Source organism: Microbulbifer sp. ABH2_005 (assembly GCF_056160005.1).
On sequence record NZ_JBSWWI010000001.1, the window covers coordinates 3673487 to 3699333 of the forward strand.

Consider the following 25847-nt stretch of genomic DNA (forward strand, 5'->3'; position numbering starts at 1 on the left):
CTAGTTACCTTTCTGATCTTCCTGTGCGGGCAGCCCCTTTGAGGCGGGCATTAATTCAGGATTAATATCCACAGATGGGGATTGCGCATTCAGTGCGGGCTCTGGTGGATGCATATCGACCCGAACGATATCGCCCTGGCTCACATACTCCTGACCGACGGTAATCAGGGTAACCGGGTCCGGCAAACCGCTGACCCAAACACCCCCATCCCCATCGCCCACCAAGGTGACGTTGATAAAATCTACCCGGTTGTTTTCATCGAGAACACGCACACCCAATGTGCCGCTGTCATCCAGTGTCAGTAGCGAGGAATTAATATGGTGTGCCAGTATTTCACCGGTGGGCAGAGCCAGGCGACCACTCAAACCTCCGCGCAACAGGTTACCGGGATTATTCACCGCCACCTCAACCCGGTAAGCGCGGGTCACCTCTTGGGCCTGCTGGCTGATATAACGCAACTTGCCCTGAACCGGGATACCGCGCTGTAATTCTGCGCTAGCCGGACCCGCTGGAACCAGATTGCCCACTTGATTCTCGGAGACCTCGCCAACCACCAGAATCGGATCCAAATCCAGCAGAGTCGCACACTCCTCACCCCGGCGAATAAAATCCCCCAGCTCTACCGCGCGCTTATTCACCACACCAGCAAAAGGCGCGCGAACTTTCAGGTTGTCCACCATCACCTTGGCCGAAGTGAAATCCGCCTGCGCCTGTGCCAGGGCAACGCTCTGTTGAGCCATGGCCGTATCAGACTGCAGGCCCTTATTTTTCAAGCGCTCGGCGCCGGCATAATCCAGCCGCGCTTTATTCAATGCAGCCTCGGCCAGGGCCAGTTTTTCCAGGCGATCTTCCGCTTCAATTTCACAAATCACCTCGCCTTGCCGCACTTGGCTTCCCTCAGCTACAGGCAGTCGGGAAATAACGCCATCTAGCTCTGCCCGCAGGCGCACGCTGCGATTCGCTTCGGTATGACCATTGACCAACACCCGTGTAGCGTAGGACTGAGCCTCAATTCGCTGAGCCTGAACCCGTATGGCCATCTCGGGCACAACTCCAACCTCTTCAGCAGGGCTAACGTCGTCGCCCTCCTTCTCAGGCAATAAAACTCCACTGAACAGCCAGGCAAGGGCCAGCAGGGTAACGAGCAGGGCGATTCGATAATTTCGGTTAGACCAGATGGATACCAGTGCACTCATAAATAGAAACCTGTCAGGCACAAATAAAACTGCCGCCGCTGGCGCAGTGATTTGAGTAGACCAAATTTTACACAGCCCAGCCATATTCCTAAATTGAAATCTCAGAGAAATAGATCAGGTGACATGGCTGCGGGGCCGGCGACATCAGCAGATGTCTGGGCACAATGAGTATAAGAAGGGGGAATCACTTCGCGGGCAGCGCCGGAAAAATATGTACTAAGCAGCAGGGAGAGACCGGCCAGACAAATCCACAGGAGACACTGGCCGCATCATTTTATAAGAAATTAAGACAGCATCGATTCTAGAAAACCGAGCATATCCGACTCATCATCAATCAATTCACCAGAACCAAATTCTGCATTCCAGTCGAGAAGTATTCTCGCCAGAGCCCTGGCCTGATCTGCCAAAGCAACCAACTCCTCGCGGCAATTCTTCGGCCCGGTATAGAGTTTTAATTTGCGGTGGCTATCGGCCAGCTGGTGGCTCGGATACTTGGAGCGGTACACCTCCAGCTTCCAGCGCAGTGAATGCACCATGTTGCGGTAAAAGGTCAACTTTGTCGGCAGCTGCAACAGGGAAAAATCTTCCAAATCACCAAACAGGGTGCAATCGAGTCCGAGTACCTGGGCCTCACGGCTATTGTGTGCGGCGAAAACATTGGCACTGCGGGGCTCCGCCAACAGCATGGAGAGATCACCGAATAGTTCCCCTGGGCGGATAACCGCGAGAGTCCGCTCACCTCCATGACCACTAGCGTCCACTTGGACCTGCAATTCACCACGCAGCAGGAAAAAAACCCACTGATCGACATCGCCAGCGCGCAATAACTGCTCCCCCGGCTGCAAACTCAAAAGCCTGGAGCGCTTTAACAGTACGTCGTACTGCCACTCACTGGCCGCACGAATATCACGAAACAAATGAATAACGTTAAGGAGCTTATCGACAGCTTCCCGCGGATAGTCAATAAGAGGCTTAATTTCCATAGATACCGCAAAATTAGTGAAAACTTTTCCATTTTTTCCCGAAGTGTGGCGGATGCCACTTGGCGAGGCCGGATTCTAAACGATATCGGTCTGCCACACCCGTCGATGGCTATGACAATCGTTTCCCGGCTTAGACCCGCGATGCCGCGCGGGAGGGCATTCTAACCTCTCTAGGCTTGAACTCCATTGCAGTTGCAGTAGAGTTAGGCGAAGTGTTGAGCACAGTGTGCTCTCTCACACTTTCAATGCGCACTCATTCATAGGATTTGTGTGCACCGGGGAGGGATACCTCAATCTTAATAACCGGAGCCACGCTTCCGGACTTGCAGACACCATAGAACAATGAAATCGATAAAAATTGTCTTCTCACTTTGGGTGTTAACTTTTGCTGTAACTGCCTCAGCTGCACCGCTCTTAAATGGCCTTGCGCTCGAACAACAATTCAACAAAGAGCTCTATATCGCCGCCATCTACTCAGAGAGTCTCTCCACTGACTCCGCCAACCTCTACAACACAGAGATACCGCGGCGCCTGGAAGTACGGGTGTTGGCCAAGAGCCTGCCCGCGCGCCGCTTCCGCAATCAGTGGATGGAGAGTATCGCCATCAATAACCGCGGTGACACACTGAGCAGCCAAGCTGAAGATATGGTGACCTTCGCCAACCTATTTAGAGGCCGCCTGCACCGCGGGGACCAGTTAGCCGTAGACTTCGCTGCCGACAGCGGTATCACCACGGTTTCCCTCAATGGCATCACTCTCGGTGAGATAGCCAACCCGGATTTCTTCAATACCCTGCTGCGCGCTTGGATCGGCCCAGTGCCCCCTTCTACGGATTTCCGCGATGGCCTGCTCTCCGCTGGTGATGTCCCCGCTTCCCTTCGCTCCACTTACGAGAGTTTGGAGCCCAGCAGCGAGCGTATTGCTGAGCTGCAGCTGAAGCAGATTGGCCAGGAGGAAGCTCTCGCCGCGGCACAGGCCCCTCAGAAAGAAGAGGAGTTAGCCAAACCCACACTGGTTGAGGTGGATCTCGCCCCCCCCACCATGACTCTGACTCCGGCAGCTACCGCAGCCTCTGCGCCACAAACTTCAGAACCACTTACTTCAGAACCACTTGAAGTGGCCGAGGAAGTCACAGAACAAGTGGCTGAGGCTGCAGCTTCACTTGCCCAGGTGGAGGGAGAGCCCCTGGAATTGGAGGGGGAGAATAACAGTGAGCCAACGCAACTAGCGGCAAGCAGCCCTGAAAATATGGCCGCTGTCGATATGGATGACGAATTTGAAGAGGAGGATGAGGCGCCTCTGACCGCCGGTATGATACTCGCTCGCCAAATTTACACCTCTAATTTGCTGCGCCACACCTTCCGTCATATTCGCTATCCCAAACGTGCCCAGGAGCGTGGCCAGGAAGGCAGTGTGCGCCTGAATGTAGTGATCAATCCCCGCGGAGAGGTGGTGGATATTCAGGCAATTCAGGAGTCTCGATTCGGCACGCTTAACCGAGAAGCCCGCGCAGCCGTTGAGAGAGCCGCACCCTACCCTGCAGTACCCGCACAGCTGGGAGAGGAATCCTTCAGCTTCTCGCTGCCAATTACCTTTAACCTGCCTGACTAAATTGCTCTCCTAAAAGCCCCACCCAGTGGGGCTTTTGCTGAAAAAACACTGTTAGTATTTCTCCAGATTTCCCCTCCTTGATAGCGCGGTCCCGGCTTGAAAGAAGCCACCATCTGCCGCAGCCCATCCACCGCTAGACGCAGCCCTCTTGCCCAACCTCAGTGTCCCCTTTTACCATGTACTCTTGATTCAGCTGAGCAATAATTAGCCAAAATGAAAAAACTACTATTACCTGTCGCGATTGCAGGCATCCTCGCCGGCACCCAACTATCCCTGACGGCCCAGGCCCACGACCACAGCGGTTCAGGCCATCACAAGGCCGCAGCTGAGCAGACGCAACTCTCGTCCGGCATCGACCTCAGCGCCATGGATACCAGCGTGCGCCCACAGGATGACTTCTTCGCATATGTGAATGGTACCTGGCTGAAAAACACCGAGATTCCCGCAGACAAGTCCCGTTGGGGCGGTTTCTCAATCCTGCGTGACAAGAGTACCGAACAGGTTAAAACACTGATTATGGAGGCCGGCAAAGGCGCCAGCAGTGCCGACGCCAAGCAGATTGGCGATCTTTACAACAGCTTTATGAATGAAAAGCTGATTGAGAAGAAAGGCATTGCCGCCGTTTCCTCCGAACTCGCCAAGATTGATGCTATTAAAACCCGCAAGGATCTGACCGACTTCTTCGCCTATGCCGACATCGCCGGCTATGACGTCCCCTTCGGTGGCGGCATTTACCAGGACCTGAAGCAGGTCGAGGACTACATCACCTTCCTGTGGCAGGCGGGCCTGGGTCTGCCAGACCGCGACTACTACTTCGAAGATACCGAGAAGAGCAAAGGCCTACGCAAAGCTTATAAAGAGTACCTGGTACAAATCCAGGAGCTGGCTGAGCTCGACAATGCCGAGGCGTTCTCCGGAAAAATCTTCAAACTGGAAGAGAGCCTAGCCAAACATCACCGCACCCGCCTGGATAACCGCGATCCCGAAAAATATTACAACAAGAAATCCGTTGCCGAGCTGAAAGAACTGATGCCCGCAGTGGACTGGGACAGCTACCTGAAAACCGCCAAGCTGGCCAAGGCCGACAACTTTATTGTGGGTCAGCCCGAGTACCTAGAAGCCGCCAACCAGATCATCGTCGATACCGACATAGCCACCTGGAAGCGCTACCTGAAGGTCAAGGTACTTTCTGCCATGGCGCCCTATATGCATAGTGACATTGCCCAGGCGCATTTCGACTTTTACAACACCAAGCTGCACGGTGTAGAACAGATGGAACCCCGCTGGAAGCGCGGCGTAGAGTTTGTGAATGGCGCAGTCGGTGAGCTGGTCGGCAAGCGCTACGTGGAGAAGTACTTCCCACCGGAAGCCAAGGCACGCATGACAGTCTTGGTGGACAACCTGAAAGCTGCCTACCGTGAATCCATCGAGTCTTTAGAGTGGATGGGCGAGGACACCCGCAAGCAGGCGCTGTTCAAGCTGGAGAACTTTACGACCAAGATCGGCTACCCCGACAAGTGGCGCGACTATTCCGCCCTCAAAGTGGACGCCGACAATCTCGTGAACAACGTGCTTGCAGCCAATCTGTTTGAAGCCAGCTACGATCGCAACAAATTGGGTAAGCCCATTGATCGCGGTGAGTGGGGCATGAGCCCACAGACTGTGAACGCCTACTACAACCCGGCGATGAACGAGATCGTTTTCCCAGCGGCCATTCTGCAACCGCCTTTCTTTGATCTGAATGCCGACGACGCGGTGAACTACGGTGGCATCGGTGGCGTTATCGGCCATGAAATCGGTCACGGCTTCGACGACAAGGGTAGTAAGTTTGATGGCAGGGGCTACTTGAACAACTGGTGGACCGACTCCGACCGCAGTAACTTCGAGAACCTCACCGGAAAACTGGTTTCCCAGTACGATGCATTCGAACCTCTAGAAGGCGAGCACATTAACGGCAACCTGACTCTGGGGGAAAACATCGGTGACTTATCCGGCCTGGGCATCGCCTACAAAGCCTACAAAATGTCCCTGAATGGCAAAGAAGCCCCGGTAATCGATGGCTTTACCGGCGATCAGCGTGTATTCCTCGGCTGGGCCCAGGTATGGCGCAGCAAGATCCGCGATGAAGCTTTGAGCGGCCGCATGAAGGTGGATACCCACTCCCCCGCCGAGTACCGGGTGAAAGGTGTTCTGCCCAATATCGAAGCCTTCTACGAAGCCTTCGATGTGAAAGAGGGTGACGGCATGTACCTGCCAAAAGAGGAGCGTGTGAAGATCTGGTAATCGTTGGAAAAATCCGACTAATAATGACCGGTTTTGAACACCACCGGCCGCTCCGGCGGCCGGTTTCCCGCCTTAATGTTCCGCTAGCCAGACTTCCCGGCTCCCCGCATCCCCCCTCACTTTCGTACCATTTATTTCGTCGCCACTACAAGCTGGACAACCCCTTGCCCCAATGGCTTAAGATGGACAGCGTGCTTTTATAAGAGATATCACCAATGGCCCATCGCACCCAGTTTCAGCTGCTTGCCAGTCGCCGTTTTCTGCCTTTCTTTATCACCCAGTTTTTGGGCGCTTTTAACGATAATGTCTATAAAAACGCCCTGATCGTGATGATCGCCTTCCGCTTGGTAGAGAGCGAAGCCAATGCGCTGATCAACATTGCCGCTGGCCTGTTTATCCTGCCCTTTTTCTTGTTTTCTGCGTCCGCTGGCCAGATTGCGGACAAATTCGATAAGAGCCGCTTAATCAGGCTGATCAAACTGGGGGAGATCGTGATTGGCGCCCTTGGTATTGGTGCCCTTTACAGCGGCAACCACCTGTTCTGTCTCGCAGTGCTTTTCTTGCTCGGGGTGCAATCTGCATTCTTTGGCCCGGTCAAATACGCCATCCTGCCCCAGTCCCTAAAGCGCTCCGAGCTGGTCGGAGGCAACGCTCTGGTGGAGATGGGCACTTTTGTCGGTATCCTCGCTGGTACCATTGTCGGCGGCCTGCTCGCAGGCCTGACCGGACAGGGGGAGCACGGTCTCTTTTATCTAAGCCTGATTATTATGGGCGCTGCGATATTTGGTTACCTAGCGAGCCGCTGGATTCCTCAGAGTCCCGCGCCCGCTCCAAACCTGCGTATCAACCCGAACCCCGTCACACAAACCCGTAACATCTTAAGTACCACCGCCAAAACCCCGTCGATTTTCTATGCCATCATCGGCATCTCTTGGTTTTGGTTGCTGGGCGCGGCCTATCTGACTCAGATACCCAGCTTTACTAAAAACGTGCTGGGAGGAGATGAATCTCTCGTTACCTTGCTGCTATGCGCTTTCACTATCGGCATTGCGCTGGGCTCCATGCTTTGCGAACGCCTATCCGACGGTCATATCGAGCTGGGCCTGGTGCCGCTGGGTGCAGCCGGTCTCACTATTGCCGGCATTGCCCTATCCTTCGCCGGGCATAGTTTCCAGGAATTACAGCAACCCACGCTGACCGCCTTCTTCAACAGCGATGGCGCCTTCGCCATTCTTACCTGTATCGTATTGCTGGGTATTTTCGGCGGTCTCTACATAGTGCCCCTCTACGCCATGATGCAAGACCGCTCGGCAGCAGAGATTCGCGCTCAGATTATCTCGGTCAACAATATCCTCAACGCCTTATTTATGGTGATCTCGGCGCTGATGGGCATTTTGTTCCTGAATATACTGCAGGCCTCGATTCCAGAGTTTTTCCTGATTATCGCGCTGATGAATGCTGCGGTAGCAATCTTTGTATTCACCAAGGTGCCAGAGTTCGCCATGCGCCTTCTTATCTGGATGCTCTCGCACACCATGTACCGGGTCAAACACCAAGGACTGGAGAAAATTCCCGCAGAGGGGCCGGCTCTGATTGTATGCAACCATGTGAGCTATGTAGATGCCCTGCTACTGGCGGGCGCCGTACGCCGGCCGATTCGCTTTATTATGTACAAGCCGATTTACGAAATCCCAGTGCTGCACTTTATCTTTCGCACCGGACGCGCCATTCCCATCTGCTCCAAAACCCAGGACCCAGAAGGCTATGAGCAGGCATTCAGGGATATTGAGCAGGGCCTAAAAAGTGGCGACCTGCTGTGCATTTTCCCCGAGGGGCAACTCACCAAAGATGGCGAATTACAACCCTTTAAAGCCGGCATAGAAAAGATTCTGACACGCACACCAGTTCCAGTTATACCCATGGCCCTGCGTGGACTTTGGGGTAGCTTCTTCAGCCATAAGGGCGGACATGCTTTCACCACATTGCCAAAGCGCTTCTGGTCCAAGGTCTGCGTAGTGGCGGGTTCACCGATTGAGGCACCGGAAGCCAAAGCCCAGGCTTTGCGCGATGAGGTTCTAGAGCTTCGCGGAGAAAAAAGGTAAGACTTTAGCCACCTTACTGGAGTTGCCTTACTGGGCTGGATCACAACCAGCCCAGTAATCTAACGCCAGTAATCAATCCTTGCTACGCCAAGCCCTACAATAAAGCGGTGGTTATTGTCACCGTACGGCTAACCTATGCTTATCTAAGCTCCATCAAATGTAACCCCATCAAAAGTAAGCTCACAGTCATAAGATGAGAATTACTAGGAGCTAAGCATCAGTTTTATAAATTGCCGAAGGCACCTGGTGACGAACAAGCACTAGTCAGCGGGCAGCCCCATGCAAGGAAATGGTAATGGCTCGAAAAAATCAGTTCCAACTACTGAGAAAACGCCGATTCCTACCTTTATTCCTCACACTTATTAGCATCTACTTCAACAGTAACCTCTTCAGAAACGCGTTATTAGTCATTTTTGCTTTTCATTTAGCAAAAGCTGAAGCTAACGCCCTAATTAACCTCGCGACTGGCCTTTATCTTTTACCTTTTTTCCTATTTTCAATTACTGCGGGTCAATTGGCGGACAGGTATGATAAAAGCAAATTACTTAAGCTCATTAAATTATTGGAGATACCCATTGTACTCCTCGGCGCCTTTGCAATTTACATCAGCAATACGCCCTTAAGCTTTTTTGTTCTGTTTCTATTGGCAAGCCATGAAGCCTTCTACAGCCCTGTGCGCTATGCGATTATGCCCCAACACCTGAAGCGCCAGGAGCTCATGGGTGGCAATGGGGTGACACAGATGGGAATGTTTGCTGGTGCCCTAGGCGGTGCAATTGCAGGAACATTAATCGCAGACTTTATGAAACCTGGTCAACATGGGGTGTTATATCTCACCCTGATCATGTTACTTACCGCAATATTTGGCTACTTAAGCAGCCGGGCCATTCCATTAGCGCCGCCAGTTACGCCTCACTTAAAAATTAACTGGAATCCTGCCAAGCAGACCCTACAAATTCTGCATCAATCAATGAAGAACCCTGCCATTTTTTATTCGATCATTGCCTCTTCTTGGTTCTGGCTAATAAGCACCACCTTTTCGGCACAACTTCCCAGTTTTACAAAAAATACCCTGGGTGCCAGCGAGATGGTGGTCACCCTGATGATCTGCTGCCTGACAGTTGGTGTGGCACTGGGCTCACTGATATGTGAAGGCTTGTCTAAAGGCCGCATTACTTTTGGGATTGTGCCTATTGGTGGTATTGGTATCACTCTGGGAGGACTGGGGTTGGGTTTTAGCGCTATGGAATTTCATACGCTGTCTGGAGCCGGTATCACTGAATTTCTTAGGAGCGATGGCTCCATTCCAATTCTGCTTTACACTGTTCTAGTGGGTTTCTGCGGTGGTATTTATATCGTACCACTCTACACCATTATTCAAGACCGAGCAGAGAAACAGCTACGCGGACAAATTCTCGCGCTCAGCAATATGTTTTTTGCCTTGTTTGTCATGCTCGTTTGTTTATTAAATATATACTTACTCGACATCGTGAAAATAACCATTCCACAGCTTTTTATATTCACATCCATTCTGAATTTTCTTACCCTTGCTTTTATCTGCCTAAAAATGCCCGAGTTACTGGTTCACCAGATCACCTGGATCTACTCAAATGTATTGACCCGAGTACGGAGTAAAAACCTGGAGCAGGTACCTTCAAAAGAGGCCGCAATGCTTATCTGTGGCTCTACAGATTACCGCGCTCCTCTACTTATCTACGACACCCTGCCCCGCCCAGTTCGATTTATACTCTCCCAATCCTTGTATAAAAATAAAGTGTTACGCTTTTCACTTAACAAAGGGGGTACGCCCCCAATTATTTATGGTACGAAGGAGATGACGGAAGACAATCTAGCACTTGCTGAGATAGAGAAATCCGCACAGAGCGGGGAACTCTTGTGCTTGATGTTTGATCAAACAGCACACTCTAACCCTTCCAATAAATTAAAAATGCCGCTGGAAGACTTCTTACAATACCTAACTATTCCTATTATTCCATTAATTATTCAAGGCAAAAAATCAGCGAGCAAATTGAGCGGCAAAGTATTTTTAGCTGCTGAAGAGCCTTTAAGTAGCGACAACATTACTCATCAGGACCTCTATCAAACCCTCTGTCAAGCCAAGTCAGCGTCTATCAAAACCAAACTCTAAGTAGCAATAGCATTAGACTATAGACACTCTTATTGTTGGCAGAAATTTCTGCTGACACCCCAGCATTCAAAACCCCATTCCTAGCCTATGCTTTTTACTATTTACACTTTTACAGGGTAATCATTTAGTTACTGCACCCGTTTACTAGAAGCAGCCCAACCATGGACAGGTGCCAATGGCCCAACACAATCAGTTCACGCTTCTTTTCAAGCGCCGCTTTTTGCCTCTGTTTCTCTCACTGACAAGTGCCACTTTCAATGACAATATTTTTAAAAATGCGCTCCTGGTGATGCTGGCGTTTCGTCTCTCCGAAGCAAAAGCCGACGCCTTAATCAATCTGGCAACGGGATTTTATATATTGCCATATTTCCTTTTTTCCGTTACTGCCGGTCAGTTGGCGGATAAATATGACAAAAGCCAAATAATCAGGATTTTGAAGTTAGCGGAAATCTTCATCGTTTTACTTGGAGCCTATGGCCTGATTTATAACAATCAAACTGTTAACTTTATTGTGCTCTTCCTACTGGCAAGCCATACAGCCATATTCAGCCCGGTACGATATGCGATTTTGCCCCAACACCTAAAGCGTAGAGAATTGATGGGAGGCAATGGCCTTGCACAAATGGGCTCTTTTGCCGGTGTGTTGAGCGGCACTATTGCCGGCACTCTATTAGCCGGATATACCAATCCCGGTCAACCTGGACTCAATGAATTGAGCGCGACTATGACGGTGATAGCAGTCTTGGGCTATATCGCTAGTCGCCAAGTTCCCCAGGCACCAGCACCGGCCCCAGGTTTACGAATCGATTGGAACCCTGTCTCGCAAGCCTGGCGCATACTGCGGTTGACCACAAAGAATCCATCGGTTTTCTATGCAATTCTCGCCTGCTCCTGGTTCTGGCTAGTCAGTGCCGCCTATCTGGTTCAGGTACCCAGCCTTACCAAGAATGTACTGGGGGCCAGCGAACCGGTCATCACCATTATCCTGTGCTGTTTATCTATTGGTGTGGCGGCGGGCTCTCTGATGTGTGAAACCCTGTCTAGAGGACGTATTACCTTTGGCATAGTGCCCATTGGCGCTCTGGGTATGACACTGGCAGGACTAGGCCTCGGTATTACCACCGCCCAGTTTGAAACACTGTCCGGGGCATCCGTTGGCGAATACCTGCGTAGTGACGGCGCTTATGCCGTATTGATATACACAGCGTTACTGGGCATTTCCGGTGGCATTTTTATTGTACCCCTTTACACCATTATGCAGGACAGGACAGATCGCGCCGTACGAGCGCAGGTGCTCTCACTGAACAATGTAATGAACGCCCTTTTTACTACGATCATTACACTGATCAATATATTTATTCTGGATGTGGTAAAAATTACCATTCCGCAGCTGTTTATTCTGATGGCTCTGATCAATTTTGCAGTAATGGCCTTATTGTTTTACAGACTGCCAGAATTTATTGTGCACCTGCTGATCTGGCTCTCCTCACATCTCTTAGCCCGCACCGCCTATGGAAAGCTGAAAGAAATCCCCAAAAAAAGTGCCGCCTTATTGACCTGCAACGCCACTGTCAAACTGGCTCCCTTACTAGTGATGGACACTTTACAAAGACCTATTCGTTTCATTCTGCCCCAATGGTTCTACCAGTCTCCACTAATGCACTTTATTTTTAAGAACTACAATATTGCCCCCATTGTTTATGGGCCATCAGAAGACAAAACCCAATTGTCTGCTGAAATACGCCGGGCACTAGAGAATGGTGAATTAATGTGTCTTTTTTACACGCAAGACCAGCGAGATAGTAAATTGACTGGCATTGAGAAACCGCTAAGAACAGCCTTGATAGACACAAGCGCCCCGCTAATCCCTCTTGTCTTACAAGGTTTGAACTACAAGACTCCAGGCAACCGCAACGCCAAAAGATTTAATCTTATCCCCAAAGTTCATATCAGCACCGGGCAGCCTATCGCTGTGGAGAATATAAACGACTCAATCCTTACTAGGTAACCCCAAAAACTGATAGCTGCAATACCACTTTACCCCTAATAATTACGCCACACCTAACACTTTATACTTTGTAAAAACCTATCAACTTCAAAGCAAGGTACTCTCAATCTAATCAGGCAGCAGATACGAGTATCGGTGCCAATATTGCATGCCATAAAGATGATATTCGCTATATTCAGTTACAACATCAGATTTCGATCGAGAATTTCATCGCAGTCAATTAGTAACCGCCATTCAGAGGGCAGCCCTTTAAAGCGATAAAAAATGGCTCAAAACCAGTTTAAGCTGCTCGGTACACGGCGTTTCCTGCCGCTGTTTATCACTCAGGTTCTAGCAGTTTTCAGTGACAATTTGTATAAGAATGCGTTAATTGTATTGCTCGTATTCCGTATGACGGAGGAAGAAGCCAATACACTGATCAATATTGCCACCAGCTTGTATATTCTGCCGTATTTCCTCTTCTCCGCATCCGCAGGACAACTCGCCGACAAAATAGATAAAAGTAAGCTCATCAGAATTTACAAACTGGCCGAAATTGGCATAGGACTCGTGGGTATTGTCGCGCTATTTACACGGCATTATACCTTGAGCCTGGCGGTTATTTTCAGCTATGGCACCTACGCAGCACTCTTCAGTGCCGCTAAATTTTCCCTGATACCACAACAGTTAAATAGAGGCGAGTTACTTGGGGGCAATGCACTGATCCAGATGGGATCTTTTATTGGCACATTAGCTGGAACGATCGTCGGTACTCTACTGGTTGGATTCACGCATCCCGGTCAACATGGATTGACATTTATCGCCATTATATTGATATGTGTGGCTCTCAGCGGTTATCTGGCAAGTTGCGCCATCCCCAAAGCACCAGCTCCGTCCCCCAAACTGCATATCAATTGGAATCCGATAGCACACGCCATGCGGGTCATGTACTCGGCATGGCAAATACCCTCGGTATTTTATTCAATTCTTGCCATCTCCTGGTTCTGGCTGATTACTACGGCTTACCTAGCCCAAATACCTAATTTTACCCGCGATGTCCTCGGGGGTAGTGAAGAGGTAATCACCCTGCTTTTATGCAGCCTCACCGTGGGCACGGCGCTTGGATCACTACTGTGCAATTGGTTATCCCGAGGGCGCATTGAACCGGGATTGATACCATTGGGTGCAATTGGCATCACCTGCACCGGCATGGCGCTGGGTTTTCACTCCAGTCATTTTCATACCCTCACCAATGCAGACCTGACACAGTTTTTAAACAGCCGGGGCTCTTTCTTAATTCTTCTCTACATTGCTCTCTTCGGCGTTTTTGGCGGTATTTTTACCGTGCCGCTGTATGCAATGATCCAGGACCGCTCCAGTGCAGAGATCCGCGCACAAATTATCGCCATCAGCAATATGCTCAATTCACTCTTTATTGTCGCAGCAACCCTCTTGAGCATTACTTTCCTAGATATCTTCCAGATCTCTATCCCAAAGTACTTTTTCATTATCGCTTTACTGAATCTGGTAGTGGTCAGCCTGATTTTTGCCAAGTTGCCAGAGTTCATTATGCGTGTATTACTGTTACTGCCCGCAAGAACCCTCTATAAGGTCAACTTCAAGGGATTGGATCAAATCCCTAATGAGGGGCCCGCCCTCATTGTCAGCAACCACATCAGCTTTTTGGACCCAGTGATATTGGCAGATATTGTCGAACGCTATGTACGCTTTGTCGCCCATCCAGCTATTTATAAGTCCCGCCTGCTGCGCTGTATTTTGCATATGAGCGATGCCATTCCCATAGGCTTGGACCTCGATGATCCAAACAGCCGTGAGCGCACTTACAAAGCCATAGCGGAGAGCCTGGAAAACGGGGAATTACTCTGTATTTTTCCCGAGGGAAAAATCAGCGAAGACGGTGAGCTGCAGCCGTTCCTGAAAGACATTGAGGAAATCTTACGACGCAAGTCTGTGCCGGTTATCCCCATTGCCTTACATGGCACCGATGCCCAGGCCGAAAACACAGCGCAGCAGCCTAAGAAGAAAAGGAAACGACGTTTATTTCCCGAAGTCCTGGTTATCGCAGGGCAGCCGGTAGAGAGTATCAATACAGATTCGGAGAGCCTGCAAAAACAAATGCGAGATCTCAAGAAAAACAAAGAGAACAACTAATGAAAAAAAAGAAAGATAGAGAGGTGACTGTACACAGCGGCTTACTTAGTTAGCTAAACGGACCAGGCAAACGAGATAGGTGGAGGGGATAGAAAAAATGCTACTTCAAAGTTGAGTGCACCCGCTGTAATGAGCGGGTGCCTCTCAAGACTTATACTGCCAATTTATGCTGTCTTAGCTGAAGCCTCGGTCGCAGTACCACCTTTTTTCATCAGCCAGAAGGCGCCGACCAATACCAAGGCCTGCAAACCGATACCCTGCCAAGTGGAGTAGATGCCCAGCCAATCAAAGCTGAACTGTACCGGCAGTGGTGAAATACCAATCCAGGCCGCCTCCTGCAGCGCTGCAACCGCCTTACCTGCCAGAACAAATGACAATGCAAGCAGCACATAAGTCGTTACGCTGAAGAACTTGCCTATAGGCAGGCGCACGGAGTAACGCACCAAGACGAAACCCAGCACCGCAAGCAAAGCGACAGCTGCGCCAACCCCAGCCCACAGAGTGCCGTAATGGCCGGCAGAGGTCTGAGCCAACAGGGATTGATAGAACAGGATGGTCTCGAAAATCTCACGGTAAACCGCGATAAATGCCAGCCCCGCAATCCCCCAGAGCGCACCGCTGCTCAAGCTGCGATTAATACTTTCACGAATATACTTCTGCCACTCGTCCGCCTGAGTCTTGCTGTGCATCCAGAAGCCCACATAGAAAAGCACTACGGCAGCCAGTAAGGCGGCCACGCCCTCCATCACCTCGCGACCGGCACCGCTGATAGTAATCAAGGTCTGCGCTGCAATCCAGGTGGCAAAGCCGGCAATAAAGGCGCCGATCCAGCCGACATGCACAAACTTGAGGGCGTCGCGGCGACCGGTTTTAACCAGAATGGTGGTCAGTGCAATCACCACCAACAGCGCTTCCAACCCTTCACGCAGAAGGATCACCAGGCTCGCAATAAATAGCGCGGCACCTGACAGATTACTCTCCTTCATCAGCGACTCAGCCTGGGCCAGCTGTTGCAAAATTGTCTCGACCTGTACCTGAACCTGTTGGGGATCACTGTCAGCATTGAGCTGGGCGCGCAATCCCAGCAGCTCGCGCTCGGTTGCTAGACGCAGATCCTCATCCAAGGAGTTCAGTGAGTTTTCCGCCATTTCGAAACCATCGAGGTAGGCGCTTATAGCCAAGGTGCGAGCATTGGCGAAGTCGCCCTGCTGGTAGGCAACCAGTGATGCCTGTAGTTGAGTCCGCGCCACATCGATGGGAGTGCTTTCCTCTAGCCCCTCTGAGGAAAACAGGGCGCTAGGATCTGCCCGCAGAGCCGCCACCGCTTGCGGGGAGATTTCTGGGCGATCATTGCGCAGTACCTGGGGGCTGTACATCACCAGATCCTGCAGGCTCGGCTTTGAATCCGCGGCCGCGACGCGCTCTCCAACAAATGCCAGACCGCCAACGTAAAATGCCAGGGACCAGCGCTGCTGTTCGGTGAGATTTGCGAAGGGCGTCATCGCGGTGCCATCGATTCCGTTGCTGATGGCATCGTAAAGCCCCAGCAGGGAACGATTCTCTGCGCGCTCACGCTCGTGGAAGTTGGTGGGTGCCGGCTCCAGCCCCGCTGCCAGGGGGCCGTCGCCTCGACCCTCAACACCGTGACAGGCAATGCACTGGGCCTGGTAGATCGCATGGCTCTCTGCAATGCTGAGGAGGCCACTCGGCAAGGAGAGTGCCGGAGCAATAGAGAGCAGTCCCTGGCGCAAACTGGCCGTGTGAACCTGAACATCACCGACATCGGCTTTGCGCTGGATAGCCGCCAGCAAGGCCTGGGCCTCGGAGCGGATTACGCTGGCCTCGGTAGAGTCTTCCAGCTGCTGCCCGCGGTCGATCAGCAGTTCGGCGAACTCTTCCATTTCCGCGTATTCATCGGCATTGATAATTTCGCCCCTGGCCACTGCCTCCGGGTAATCGACGCCAATATATTCCGCCATTTGCATCAACTGGCGCAGCTCCTGCTCGGAGAGGCCCGATTTTTGGGCCTGGGCGGGAGTTAGCGAAATGGCCAGCAACACTATAAACAAGCGGGCCAAATAATGGGAAAGGCGCATGGAGAGTCCTTTTCAGTTGCAGCAAACAATATCGGTTATGGGTCGCATAATATAATTGATAATTATTCTCACAATAAGGCCCACCTGAAACTTACTGATACCTCCGGTAAATTGAAAGCCTTGCATTTTTAATTGCATGCAATTAAATTGTGAACAACCTAAATGGATGGAGCACACTATGTCCGACCTCTACTCAATTCCCGTTAAGACCGCCAGTGGCGAAACCACATCCCTTGAAGACTACAAGGGCAAGCTGATCCTTGTGGTCAACACCGCCAGTAAGTGCGGATTCACCAAGCAATACAAAGGGCTTGAGGCGCTCTACGATCAATATAAAGACCGCGGCCTGGCCGTACTTGGCTTCCCCTGCAACCAGTTCGGCAAGCAGGAACCCGGCAGCGATGATGAGATCCAGGAGTTCTGTGAACTGAATTTTGGCGTCAGCTTTCCCGTTTACGCCAAGCTGGATGTCAATGGTCCCACCGCCCACCCACTATTTGTAGAGTTAAAGAAACGTGCACCGGGACTCCTCGGTACCGAGGGCATCAAGTGGAACTTCACTAAATTCCTGATCAGTAAGGATGGCAAGGAAGTTAAGCGCTACGCGCCAAAGGACACCCCGGAGTCCCTGCAGGAAGAAATCGAGCGGATGTTGTAAGCGTGATTTGTGATGACGATTCCGAGCTGGCCCTAAACCGCCAGCTCTGCTTTGCTCTCTACGCCGCCTCCAGGGCCATGACAAAAGCCTACCAGCCCATGCTGCAGGATCTGGGTATCACCTACCCCCAGTACCTGGTTTTGATGGTGCTGTGGGAGTGGGCCAGTGAAAATGAAAAAGGCGCAGACGAAGACGCGGGTAGCAATGCGGACAGAAGTGTCGGCGCTCTGGGGCAGCGGCTGATGCTCGATTCCGGCACTCTCACCCCACTGTTAAAGCGCATGCAGCAGCACGGCCTGGTCGAGAGAAGCCGCGCACCATGGGATGAGCGCGTCACCTTAGTTGCCGCCACCAGTGCTGGGCTGGCGTTAAAACCCCGGGCCAAGCAGTGGGTTCAGCAAAACTTGCAAGACTCCAACATTACCCGTGCCGAGGTGAAGCAACTCCACAGTGACCTCTGGCAGTTTCTACACAAGCTGGAAGATAACACTCCCAAAGTGCCCGCTAAATAGCCCTCCGCAATGGCCTCCCCAGCCCCCATGACTTGATTCGCCTGGGGGCAAATACCGCCAAATGTAGAGAGACGCCCCAAAAATAAAGAATAAAATAGGACAGATTCACCCCAAAAATATTATTTAAACGCATTCTTAGGATAAGCATTGACCTGCAGATCAAATAACATCCATAATGTGCGAAATCCAGTCCGAAGCCGGTATCTCCACATATGAAGACTGACAACTGCACCTACAGCCACTGCCATTTCGCCCTAGCTTTCTCGCTGCGACTGCCCCTAGGCGGCATATAATTTTTCTCCCCCCCACCCTGAACAGAATTCCCAACTTTATTTGGACGGCGCATAGACAGCGGCGAAGCCCCTTGTTTAGCCTCGAAACAAATAAGGAGAAAAGACAGAAATGAGCACTAAAAAAGATAAATTAGTCATTTTTGATACCACTCTGCGCGATGGAGAGCAGAGCCCCGGCGCCTCTATGACCAAAGAGGAGAAGGTGCGTATTGCCCGCATGCTGGAACGTATGCGTGTAGACGTGATTGAGGCGGGCTTCGCCATCGCCAGCCCCGGAGATTTTGAAGCGGTGCAAGCGGTTGCCGAAGCTGTGACCGAGTCCCGTATCTGCAGCCTCGCCCGCGCCGTCAACGCCGACATAGTGCGCGCCGGTGAGGCCCTAAAAAAGGCCAATGCCTCCCGCATCCACACATTTATCGCCACCTCCCCGATCCACATGCAATATAAGCTGCAGATGGACCCAGAGGATGTACTGCAGCAAGCCGTTAAAGCGGTGAAGACTGCGCGCCAGTTTACCGATGATGTGGAGTTCTCCCTGGAGGACGGCAGTCGCTCCGAGCCGGAGTTTATGTACCGAATCATCGAGGCGGTGATCGCCGCTGGCGCCGGTACTATCAATATCCCCGACACTGTCGGCTATGGTGAACCGGGAGAGTACGGCGCCATGTTCCGCCGGGTCATCGAGAGTGTCCCCAACTCCGACGAAGCCATCTTTTCCACCCACTGCCACAACGACCTGGGTCTGGCGGTGGCCAACTCCCTATCCGCCGTTATGAATGGTGTGCGCCAAGTGGAATGCACCATCAACGGCCTGGGCGAGCGTGCCGGTAACGCCTCCTTGGAAGAAATCGTGATGGCGGTACAGACCCGCCAGGATCTCTACCCGGTGCAAACCGGCATCGACACCAACCATATTGTGCCCACCTCGCGCATGGTCTCGTCGGTGACCGGCTTCCCGGTACAGCCGAACAAGGCCATTGTTGGCGCTAACGCCTTCGCCCATGAATCCGGCATCCACCAGGACGGGGTACTCAAACACCGCGAAACCTACGAAATCATGCGTGCCGAGGATGTGGGCTGGGGACAAAACCGCCTGGTACTGGGCAAGCATTCCGGCAGAGCCGCAGTGCGCGCCCGCTACGAGGAGCTGGGCATCGCCTTCTCCGATGGCGACGAATTCCAATTAGTGTTCCAACGCTTCAAGGAACTGGCCGATAAAAAGCACGAAATTTTCGACGAGGATCTCCACTCTCTGGTGGCCCTGCGCGAGGAACCGGCGGAGCGCTTCAAGCTGCTCGACCTGGATGTGCGCACTAAAATCGGCAGCGCGCCCCAGGCCTTTATCGAGCTATCTATCAATGGCGAGTCCCACCAGACCGAGGCCCAAGGCGGCGGCCCGGTGGATGCCACTTTTAAGGCCATTGAACATATCGTTAGCAGTGGCGCCGACTTAAAACTGTATTCCGTCAACGCCGTCACACAGGGGACAGACTCCCAGGGCTCAGTAACCGTGCGGTTGGAAAAAGACGGCCGCCTGGTGAATGGTGTTGGCGCCGATACCGATATTTTGATTGCCTCGGCACAAGCCTACATGGATGCGTTAAACTTGCTCGCCATTAGTGAGAGTAAGAAACAGGGCGTGTAAGTGAACGAGCTGCAGCGAGCGGAATATCTGTCGGTACTGGGCATAGCCAGCTATGTGCCGCGCTTTGTATTGCCACTCGCTCCCGAGCCCCGCCAGGCGGAGTTGCCACCGGCGGAGCCGGATACCGCAGCAGACCAGCCGCTGCAGCAAGCTAACAATCCCCTGCCGCAGTCTGCGGCACAGATTGTCGACTCCCCTGTCACCAAAGAGCGTGATACTGTCGCGGCAGAGATCAGCGCACTCACCAGCGCGACAAAAGTACAGGCTCCGGCAAAGCCGGCCATCGCTACCGCCGTGGCAGCACCGAGCCAGCAAGTGAAGCCTTTCGTGCTCAACTGCTGGCGTCTCGGCGAAACCCTGCTGGCGGTGGACAGCCACGAGCCCGGTGCCGCACTACCAATCGATGCCCTGTTCGGCAACATTGTGCGCGCTCTCAACTGGCACGAGTTACCTCGCCAGCAGGAGCGTCTGCACTGGCCCATGGCAGAAAACCGTTTCGGCCCGGCAGCAGATGCCTCAGAGGCCCGCGATACCTTTTCCAGTTGGCTGGAGGCCTCCTGCTCGCGCTACCCGGTGCAATCTATCTGGCTGATGGGACGAGAGGCACAGGAATTCTGTACCCCACAAACCCTCGAGAGTGATATCAATCACTGGGGCAGCGTACGTATCCTACCCATGCCGAGCCTGTCCCAGTTATTGCAACAACCGCTACGCAAGCGCGAACTCTGGCAGCTTCTACGCAAAGCCTACCCCGCTGAGACTCGCGCTCAATGATACCTCTGAGTAACGGACTGAATTTACGGCTCGCCGAAGAGGCGGACTGTGCTGCCCTGGCAACTCTGGCGTTCAGTGCCCACAGCCACCCCTGGAGTGAGACACAATATCTGCAAAGCCTGAAAGCCGGGCACCAGTGCTGGCTGCTTTGCAGCGGCTCTGAGACTGTCGCCTGCTGTGTCGCAAGCAAGCTGTTTGACGAGGCGGAAATTCTCGACATGGCTGTAGCGCCGCAGTGGCGCCGGCGCGGCTTGGCAGAAATGCTGCTGAAACGTCTTATCGGTGAGCTGCAGGAAGATATCCGGCGATTGCTGTTAGAGGTGCGGGCCTCCAATCTCGCCGCGCAGTCACTCTACCGCAAACTGGGTTTTTCCGAGGATGGCTTGCGCAAGAATTACTATCCCGCGGATAACGGCGAACGCGAAAATGCTGTACTCATGAGCCTCGCCCTGGCAGAACCGCAACCGTAGAATCATACGGCGGACGTTTTTAGCCCTTTTTCTTGCTGCGCATCCCAGCGCAGTTTTCCGCAGGCGATACTGCCGAGCCGTTTTTACATTGTCAGGCCACTCCAGGGCAGTATCAGTAAATCTGCCCACTCAACCGATTTGTTGGAAAGAGTTATCGAATGTCGCTATCAAAAAGCAGTCCCTCACTCCTAGAAGGCTCCGTTTCCGGCCACCTGCAGAGACTGGCTCTGCCCATGGTGTGGGGTATCCTCGCGGTAATGTCTTTCAATATCGTGGACACCTACTTTGTCTCACAGCTGGGTAATGCGCCCCTGGCAGCGATGAGCTTCACCTTCCCAGTGGTGATGGTTATCAACAGTTTCTCCATTGGCCTCGGCGCCGGCACCTCCTCCGCAGTGGCCCGCGCCTATGGCGCAAGGGAAGTGAGCAATGTACGCCGGCTGGTAACAGACGCCTCGGTATTAGCGTTACTCATCTCTCTAGTCATTACCGTCGTCGGCCTGCTGACTATTCGCCCCCTTTTTTCCCTGCTCGGCGCCAGCGAAGAGCTGATGCCGTTGATTGAGGACTATATGGTGCCCTGGTATCTCGGCACTATTTTCGTGATCGTACCCACCATTGCTCTCTCGGCTCTGCGCGCTATCGGCAACAGCGCACTGACCGGGCGAATCATGGTGGGCGTAGCCCTGTTCAACCTGATTCTCGACCCCATTCTGATCTTCGGGTTACTGGGTTTTCCCCGGCTGGAATTACAGGGAGCGGCCATCGCTACGGTGGTCGTGCGCGCCCTCAGTTTCTTTATCGCCTTCTATTACCTGATTCGCAGGGAAAACCTGGTGGCCGCGCCCCAGTGGCATCTCGGCACTCTGATCGAATCCTGGCGCAAAGTCCTCGCCGTGGGGCTGCCCGCAGTTCTCACCAATGTGATTATTCCCATGGCTGGTGGCGTGGTGGTGGCACTGGTAGCCGTACATGGCGACGAGGCCGTGGCCGGACTCGGTGTGGCCCTCAGGATCGAGCCTGTAGCTCTGATTGTTTTTTATGCACTGTCTGCCGTGGTGGGGCCCTTCATGGGTCAAAATGCCGGGGCCGGCAACATAGACCGGTTGCGGGAGACCGTCAGTGTGCTGGCACGCTTTTGCCTGGTGCTGGGGGCTGGCCTAGCGGTACTGCTGTATTTTATCGGCGAACCTGTAGTGCGCCTGTTCAGTGACTCCCCGGAAGTTATCGCCGTGGCTGTAGCCTATCTAAGCCTGGTGCCATTCAGCTATGCCGGCTACGGTTTTGTGATGTCGGCCAATGCCGCCTTCAACGGCTTGGGTCGGCCGCTGCCCGCGACCATGATCTCGTTCCTGCGAGTACTCGGTGTCTACCTACCGTTGGCCTGGATCGGCAATTATTTCTGGGGTATGGCCGGGCTGTTTGCCGCAACCGCCGCGTCCAACCTGCTACTCGGTGCCCTATCCTGGTGGTGGCTGCGTCACGATACCCGCCAGCGCAGTGCGGAAGTCAGCCCGACAGAGCCTCTGTCCGCCAGTTAAATTCAACGTTTCGAGAACCTTGATCGGCAGTCCTGTGCAATATTGAACAGGGCTGCCCTTTCCTCATTTTGCGGTGCGCTATCTCACACTGCGGCGCGACAAAAGGAAACATCCGCCGCAACCACCAACTTACATATTGCTTCCCTCTTTGCACGTTAGTTTCAGCCGGAGCTGGGCCCAGCGTCTGGTGAAGCTTACTAATTCCCAATCAAGGATGGTGACTTATGCAAGAAGAGGAAAGCCTATTATTTCGGCGGCAACTGTGGCGCGATGCAATCCTGTTGGCCCTTCTCTCGATCCTAGTCTCAACAGGCTTGGTGGGTTGTGACCAGGATGACCCCGACCCTCCCCCGGGAGACGATTCTGGAGATGGCGGCGGCGATGATGGCGGAAATGGTGGTGACAGCGGCCCCTGGATTCTGAACACCACCGGTGCCCGCGCTCCCTATATCTACGAAACCAACAGCAACGAACAGGTTTTGGTGAACGTTCAGAGTGCGGAATCGGTTACGGTGGATGGCAAGGGTTACACCCTGGTGAGCGCGACCGGCATCCCGGATTACGAAACAGAAATCACCGACAACCTATACGATTGGCTGATCAATCGGCCCAAGTCCGCCACGGACTTTGTCAGCGGCAGCCCCATTGTACAGATCGGCGATATTGTCAGCTTTGGCCAGGACATCGGCTACAGCAGCAACTCTCAGAGTTGTGCCACGGGTGCTGGATACGGCTACTGGCCCCCCGGCCCCATGTGCCCGGAGAATGTCTCCCATCAGGGCTATTTTCCCCTGGCACCGGAGGAGTCCGATGAAAGTTGTGAAAGCGGGCTTGGGGCACAGGGCTACTGGGTCAACGGCACTTCCATCTACCAGTGGAGCGATGGCCAGGTTTTGGATGGCACCTGGCACACCTTGGCGCCAGTGGCAGAAGTGTACGACGTGGATATCTGTGGCGGCCATGCAGCCCGAGGCGATTATCACCACCACTTCTACAGCGACTGCCTGGCGGACTTAGTGGAGGATTCAGGCGATGGTCATTCCCCCATTTACGGCTTCACTGCCGATGGCTACCCCATCCATGGCCCCTGGGAAGCCGATGGAGCACTGGCCATAAGCAGCTGGGCCATTCGCAATTACGACGACCCTGGCGCACCCAGTGGTTGTGGCGTAGCCGGGGAACGCAGCTGCCGACTAGTCGACGAGTACGATCTTACCAAGGGCACTGAAGCACTGGATAACAGTGGCCCCAGCACCAGCGATACTTTCACCTCTTTATCGGGAAATATCTTTATTACCAAGTCTGGTTTTTTCTATGAGGATTATTACTGGGATAGTGACCTGACCGCCCTGGGCGGTGCCTACCTGGATCAGTACAACGGCCACAGCGATAGTGAACGCGGTTACCACTATCACCTCACCGTGACCCAGGGCGAGGACGGGCAGCTTACTCCAGCCTTCCCCTACACCTTCGGACCGCGCTTCTACGGCAAACTGGATAGCCAGACCATTGTCAGCGTCTGCTCCGATGAAGTCGGCGGCGGTGTACCGCCAGGGCCGCCACCAAGGTAAGCCTGTGTCTTTAAAGATTTGCATTTATCTTTAAGCACTGATGCGGTTGAACCGTGCTGTGGGATTTCCCTGCGGTGCGGTTAGCAAGCTCACCCGCAAAGCTGTAATTCCCTCTCATGGCTCGTCCCAGCGGCAAACTTTGCAAAATTTAACAGTGCCAATCCTATGCCAGAGAGCCGCACCAAATTTTTTTTCAACGCGCTGAAAAATTGGCATAGAGAAAATGAATGACTTCCCCAGGCCCATTGGGGAGAAACAGTTTTTCAGGCATAGCCCTTTTCACGCAAAGGTCCGTTTAAAGGCAATTGTGAATAACGTTTTTTATCGGGTAAACCAGCTCTGCAGGCGCCTTAATTGTCCATATTTTGTCCTCTTTTCTTCAGTACTTTCAGGTGACTTCTCCTTTGATGCCAGGGTTTCCCATGAAAATAATAGAAACACTCCATCCAGACGGACGCTCGCTTTTATCTTATGCCCTCGCTCTCACACTGCTCACCGGTGTTCTGCAGGGCTGCGGTGGTGGAGGGAGTTCCTCCTCCGACACAGAAACCGGTAGCGAGAGCAGCGACACTTCGACTGACAGTGATAGCGGGGATGACGACGACGAGAACGAGGAAACTGGCGAGGACAGCGACAGCTCAGAGGATACCGGCGTCTGGATCGTCAATACCACTGGCGAACGCGCTCCCTTTATCTACGAGAACAACAGCAATGAGCAGGTCCTGGTCAATGTGCAGAGTGTCGAATCCGTAACGGTAGGCGGCAAGGAATACACCCGGGTATCCGCAAGCGGAATCCCCGATTACGAAATTCTGATCACCGAAAATATCCTCAACGCCCTGTTGACCCGCCCCAAAATCAATAGCGATTTCCTCAATGGCAGCCCGAATGTTCAAGAGGGAGACTTTATTAGTTTTGGCCAGGATATCGGCTATCGCAGCAACGCCTCTTGTGGTGCAGAAGCCGGCTATGGCTTCTGGCCCCCGGGCCCTGTCTGCCCGGAGAATGTCTCACACCAGGGTTACATCCCCAAATCCCCGGAAGCCGCGACAGAGGACTGCGAAACCAGCCTCGGCGTGCAGGGCTACTGGGTAAATGGCACCTCAATTTATCAGTGGAGCGATGGCCAGTCTGTCAACAATACCTGGCATACGCTCGCTCCCCTGGCCGAGGTCTACGATGTGGATGTCTGTGGTGGCCACGCCGCCAATGGTGACTACCACCACCATTTCTACAGCGACTGCTTGGCAAACCTGGTGGGGGATGTGGGTGATGCCCATTCGCCAATTTATGGCTATACCGCCGACGGCTTCGCGATTCACGGCCCCTGGGAGGGCGACGGCCAACTGGCAATAAGCAGTTGGGCGGTACGCGACTACGACGATCCCAGTTCCGAAACCGGCTGTGGCATCGCCGGTGAGCGTTCGTGCCTGTTGGTCGATGAATACGACACCAGTAAGGGCACTACGAGCACTAACAATGCCGGTCCATCCACCAGCGGCAGTTACACCTCCCTATCCGGTAACGAGTTCGACACTAGCGCCGGCTTCTTTTACGAGGACTATTACTGGGACCCTGAGCTGACCGCCCAAGGCGGTGCCTACCTGGACCAATACAACGGCCACACCGATGAAGAGCGCGGCTACCACTACCACTTGACCGTGACCCTCAGCGATGACGCCCAATTGGTGCCCGCTTTCCCTTTCACTTTTGGACCACGCTTTTACGGAAAACTGGATGACCAAACCATTGTAAACCGGTGTTCTTCGACCATTGGGCGCTGACACCGAGCATCATTTGAGG

General features: G+C 53.0%; 17 protein-coding genes. 14 read left to right on the forward strand and 3 right to left on the reverse strand.

Annotation, left to right across the window (positions count from 1 at the left end):
• Together ACXAFI_RS15920 and ACXAFI_RS15925 are read right to left on the reverse strand one after the other, a co-directional pair.
• Positions 1-1197 (reverse strand): efflux RND transporter periplasmic adaptor subunit, encoded by a 1197-nt coding sequence (locus ACXAFI_RS15920; RefSeq protein WP_475109586.1) that lies wholly within the window; start codon positions 1195-1197, stop codon positions 1-3.
• Positions 1198-1481: 284 nt separating this feature from the next.
• Positions 1482-2180, reverse strand: a complete 699-nt coding sequence (locus tag ACXAFI_RS15925; RefSeq protein ID WP_475109587.1) for a cyclic nucleotide-binding domain-containing protein — start codon at positions 2178-2180, stop codon at positions 1482-1484.
• A gap of 342 nt (positions 2181-2522) precedes the next feature.
• Here ACXAFI_RS15925 and ACXAFI_RS15930 point away from each other — a divergent pair, with 342 nt between their 5' ends.
• The 6 genes from ACXAFI_RS15930 to ACXAFI_RS15955 all read left to right on the forward strand — a co-directional run bounded on the left by ACXAFI_RS15930 (position 2523) and on the right by ACXAFI_RS15955 (position 14484).
• Positions 2523-3791, forward strand: a complete 1269-nt coding sequence (locus ACXAFI_RS15930; RefSeq protein ID WP_475109588.1) for a TonB family protein — start codon at positions 2523-2525, stop codon at positions 3789-3791.
• A 213-nt stretch (positions 3792-4004) separates the two neighbouring features.
• Positions 4005-6074: a M13 family metallopeptidase gene (locus tag ACXAFI_RS15935; protein WP_152451403.1), complete on the forward strand. Its 2070-nt coding sequence runs from the start codon at positions 4005-4007 to the stop codon at positions 6072-6074.
• Between the two features lie 215 nt (positions 6075-6289).
• Positions 6290-8176 (forward strand): MFS transporter, encoded by a 1887-nt coding sequence (locus tag ACXAFI_RS15940; RefSeq protein ID WP_475109589.1) that lies wholly within the window; start codon positions 6290-6292, stop codon positions 8174-8176.
• A 295-nt stretch (positions 8177-8471) separates the two neighbouring features.
• Positions 8472-10325, forward strand: a complete 1854-nt coding sequence (locus ACXAFI_RS15945; RefSeq protein ID WP_475109590.1) for an MFS transporter — start codon at positions 8472-8474, stop codon at positions 10323-10325.
• Between the two features lie 175 nt (positions 10326-10500).
• Positions 10501-12333: an MFS transporter gene (locus ACXAFI_RS15950; protein ID WP_475109591.1), complete on the forward strand. Its 1833-nt coding sequence runs from the start codon at positions 10501-10503 to the stop codon at positions 12331-12333.
• Between the two features lie 264 nt (positions 12334-12597).
• Positions 12598-14484 (forward strand): MFS transporter, encoded by a 1887-nt coding sequence (locus ACXAFI_RS15955; RefSeq protein WP_475109592.1) that lies wholly within the window; start codon positions 12598-12600, stop codon positions 14482-14484.
• Between the two features lie 164 nt (positions 14485-14648).
• Here the strand turns inward: ACXAFI_RS15955 and ACXAFI_RS15960 are convergent, their stop codons facing one another.
• On the reverse strand, positions 14649-16580 hold the full coding sequence (locus ACXAFI_RS15960) for a cytochrome c/FTR1 family iron permease (protein WP_475109593.1): 1932 nt from the start codon (positions 16578-16580) through the stop codon (positions 14649-14651).
• A gap of 178 nt (positions 16581-16758) precedes the next feature.
• Here ACXAFI_RS15960 and ACXAFI_RS15965 point away from each other — a divergent pair, with 178 nt between their 5' ends.
• The 8 genes from ACXAFI_RS15965 (at position 16759) to ACXAFI_RS16000 (ending at position 25828) form a co-directional block, all read left to right on the forward strand.
• Positions 16759-17238 carry a glutathione peroxidase gene (locus ACXAFI_RS15965; protein ID WP_444921016.1) on the forward strand — a complete coding sequence of 160 codons (480 nt, stop codon included), beginning with the start codon at positions 16759-16761 and terminating at the stop codon, positions 17236-17238.
• Between the two features lie 2 nt (positions 17239-17240).
• Entirely contained in the window at positions 17241-17750 is a 510-nt protein-coding gene (locus ACXAFI_RS15970; RefSeq protein WP_475109594.1) for a MarR family winged helix-turn-helix transcriptional regulator, read from the forward strand.
• 402 nt (positions 17751-18152) lie between these two features.
• Complete coding sequence (locus tag ACXAFI_RS15975) at positions 18153-19688, forward strand: 2-isopropylmalate synthase (protein ID WP_475109595.1); 1536 nt, start codon at positions 18153-18155, stop codon at positions 19686-19688.
• Complete coding sequence (locus ACXAFI_RS15980; RefSeq protein ID WP_475109596.1) at positions 19689-20462, forward strand: uracil-DNA glycosylase family protein; 774 nt, start codon at positions 19689-19691, stop codon at positions 20460-20462.
• Positions 20459-20932: a ribosomal protein S18-alanine N-acetyltransferase gene (gene rimI, locus ACXAFI_RS15985; protein WP_475109597.1), complete on the forward strand. Its 474-nt coding sequence runs from the start codon at positions 20459-20461 to the stop codon at positions 20930-20932. Before ACXAFI_RS15980 ends, rimI begins: the two co-directional genes overlap by 4 nt.
• 158 nt (positions 20933-21090) lie before the next feature.
• The gene (locus ACXAFI_RS15990; protein WP_475109598.1) at positions 21091-22473 is read left to right on the forward strand and encodes an MATE family efflux transporter; all 1383 of its coding nucleotides are present in this window, start codon (positions 21091-21093) and stop codon (positions 22471-22473) included.
• Between the two features lie 224 nt (positions 22474-22697).
• On the forward strand, positions 22698-24044 hold the full coding sequence (locus ACXAFI_RS15995) for a YHYH protein (protein ID WP_475109599.1): 1347 nt from the start codon (positions 22698-22700) through the stop codon (positions 24042-24044).
• Between the two features lie 422 nt (positions 24045-24466).
• A complete protein-coding gene (locus ACXAFI_RS16000) occupies positions 24467-25828 on the forward strand; it encodes a YHYH protein (protein WP_475109600.1) in 1362 nt (453 codons plus the stop codon).
• The last annotated feature ends 19 nt before the right edge of the window (positions 25829-25847 follow it).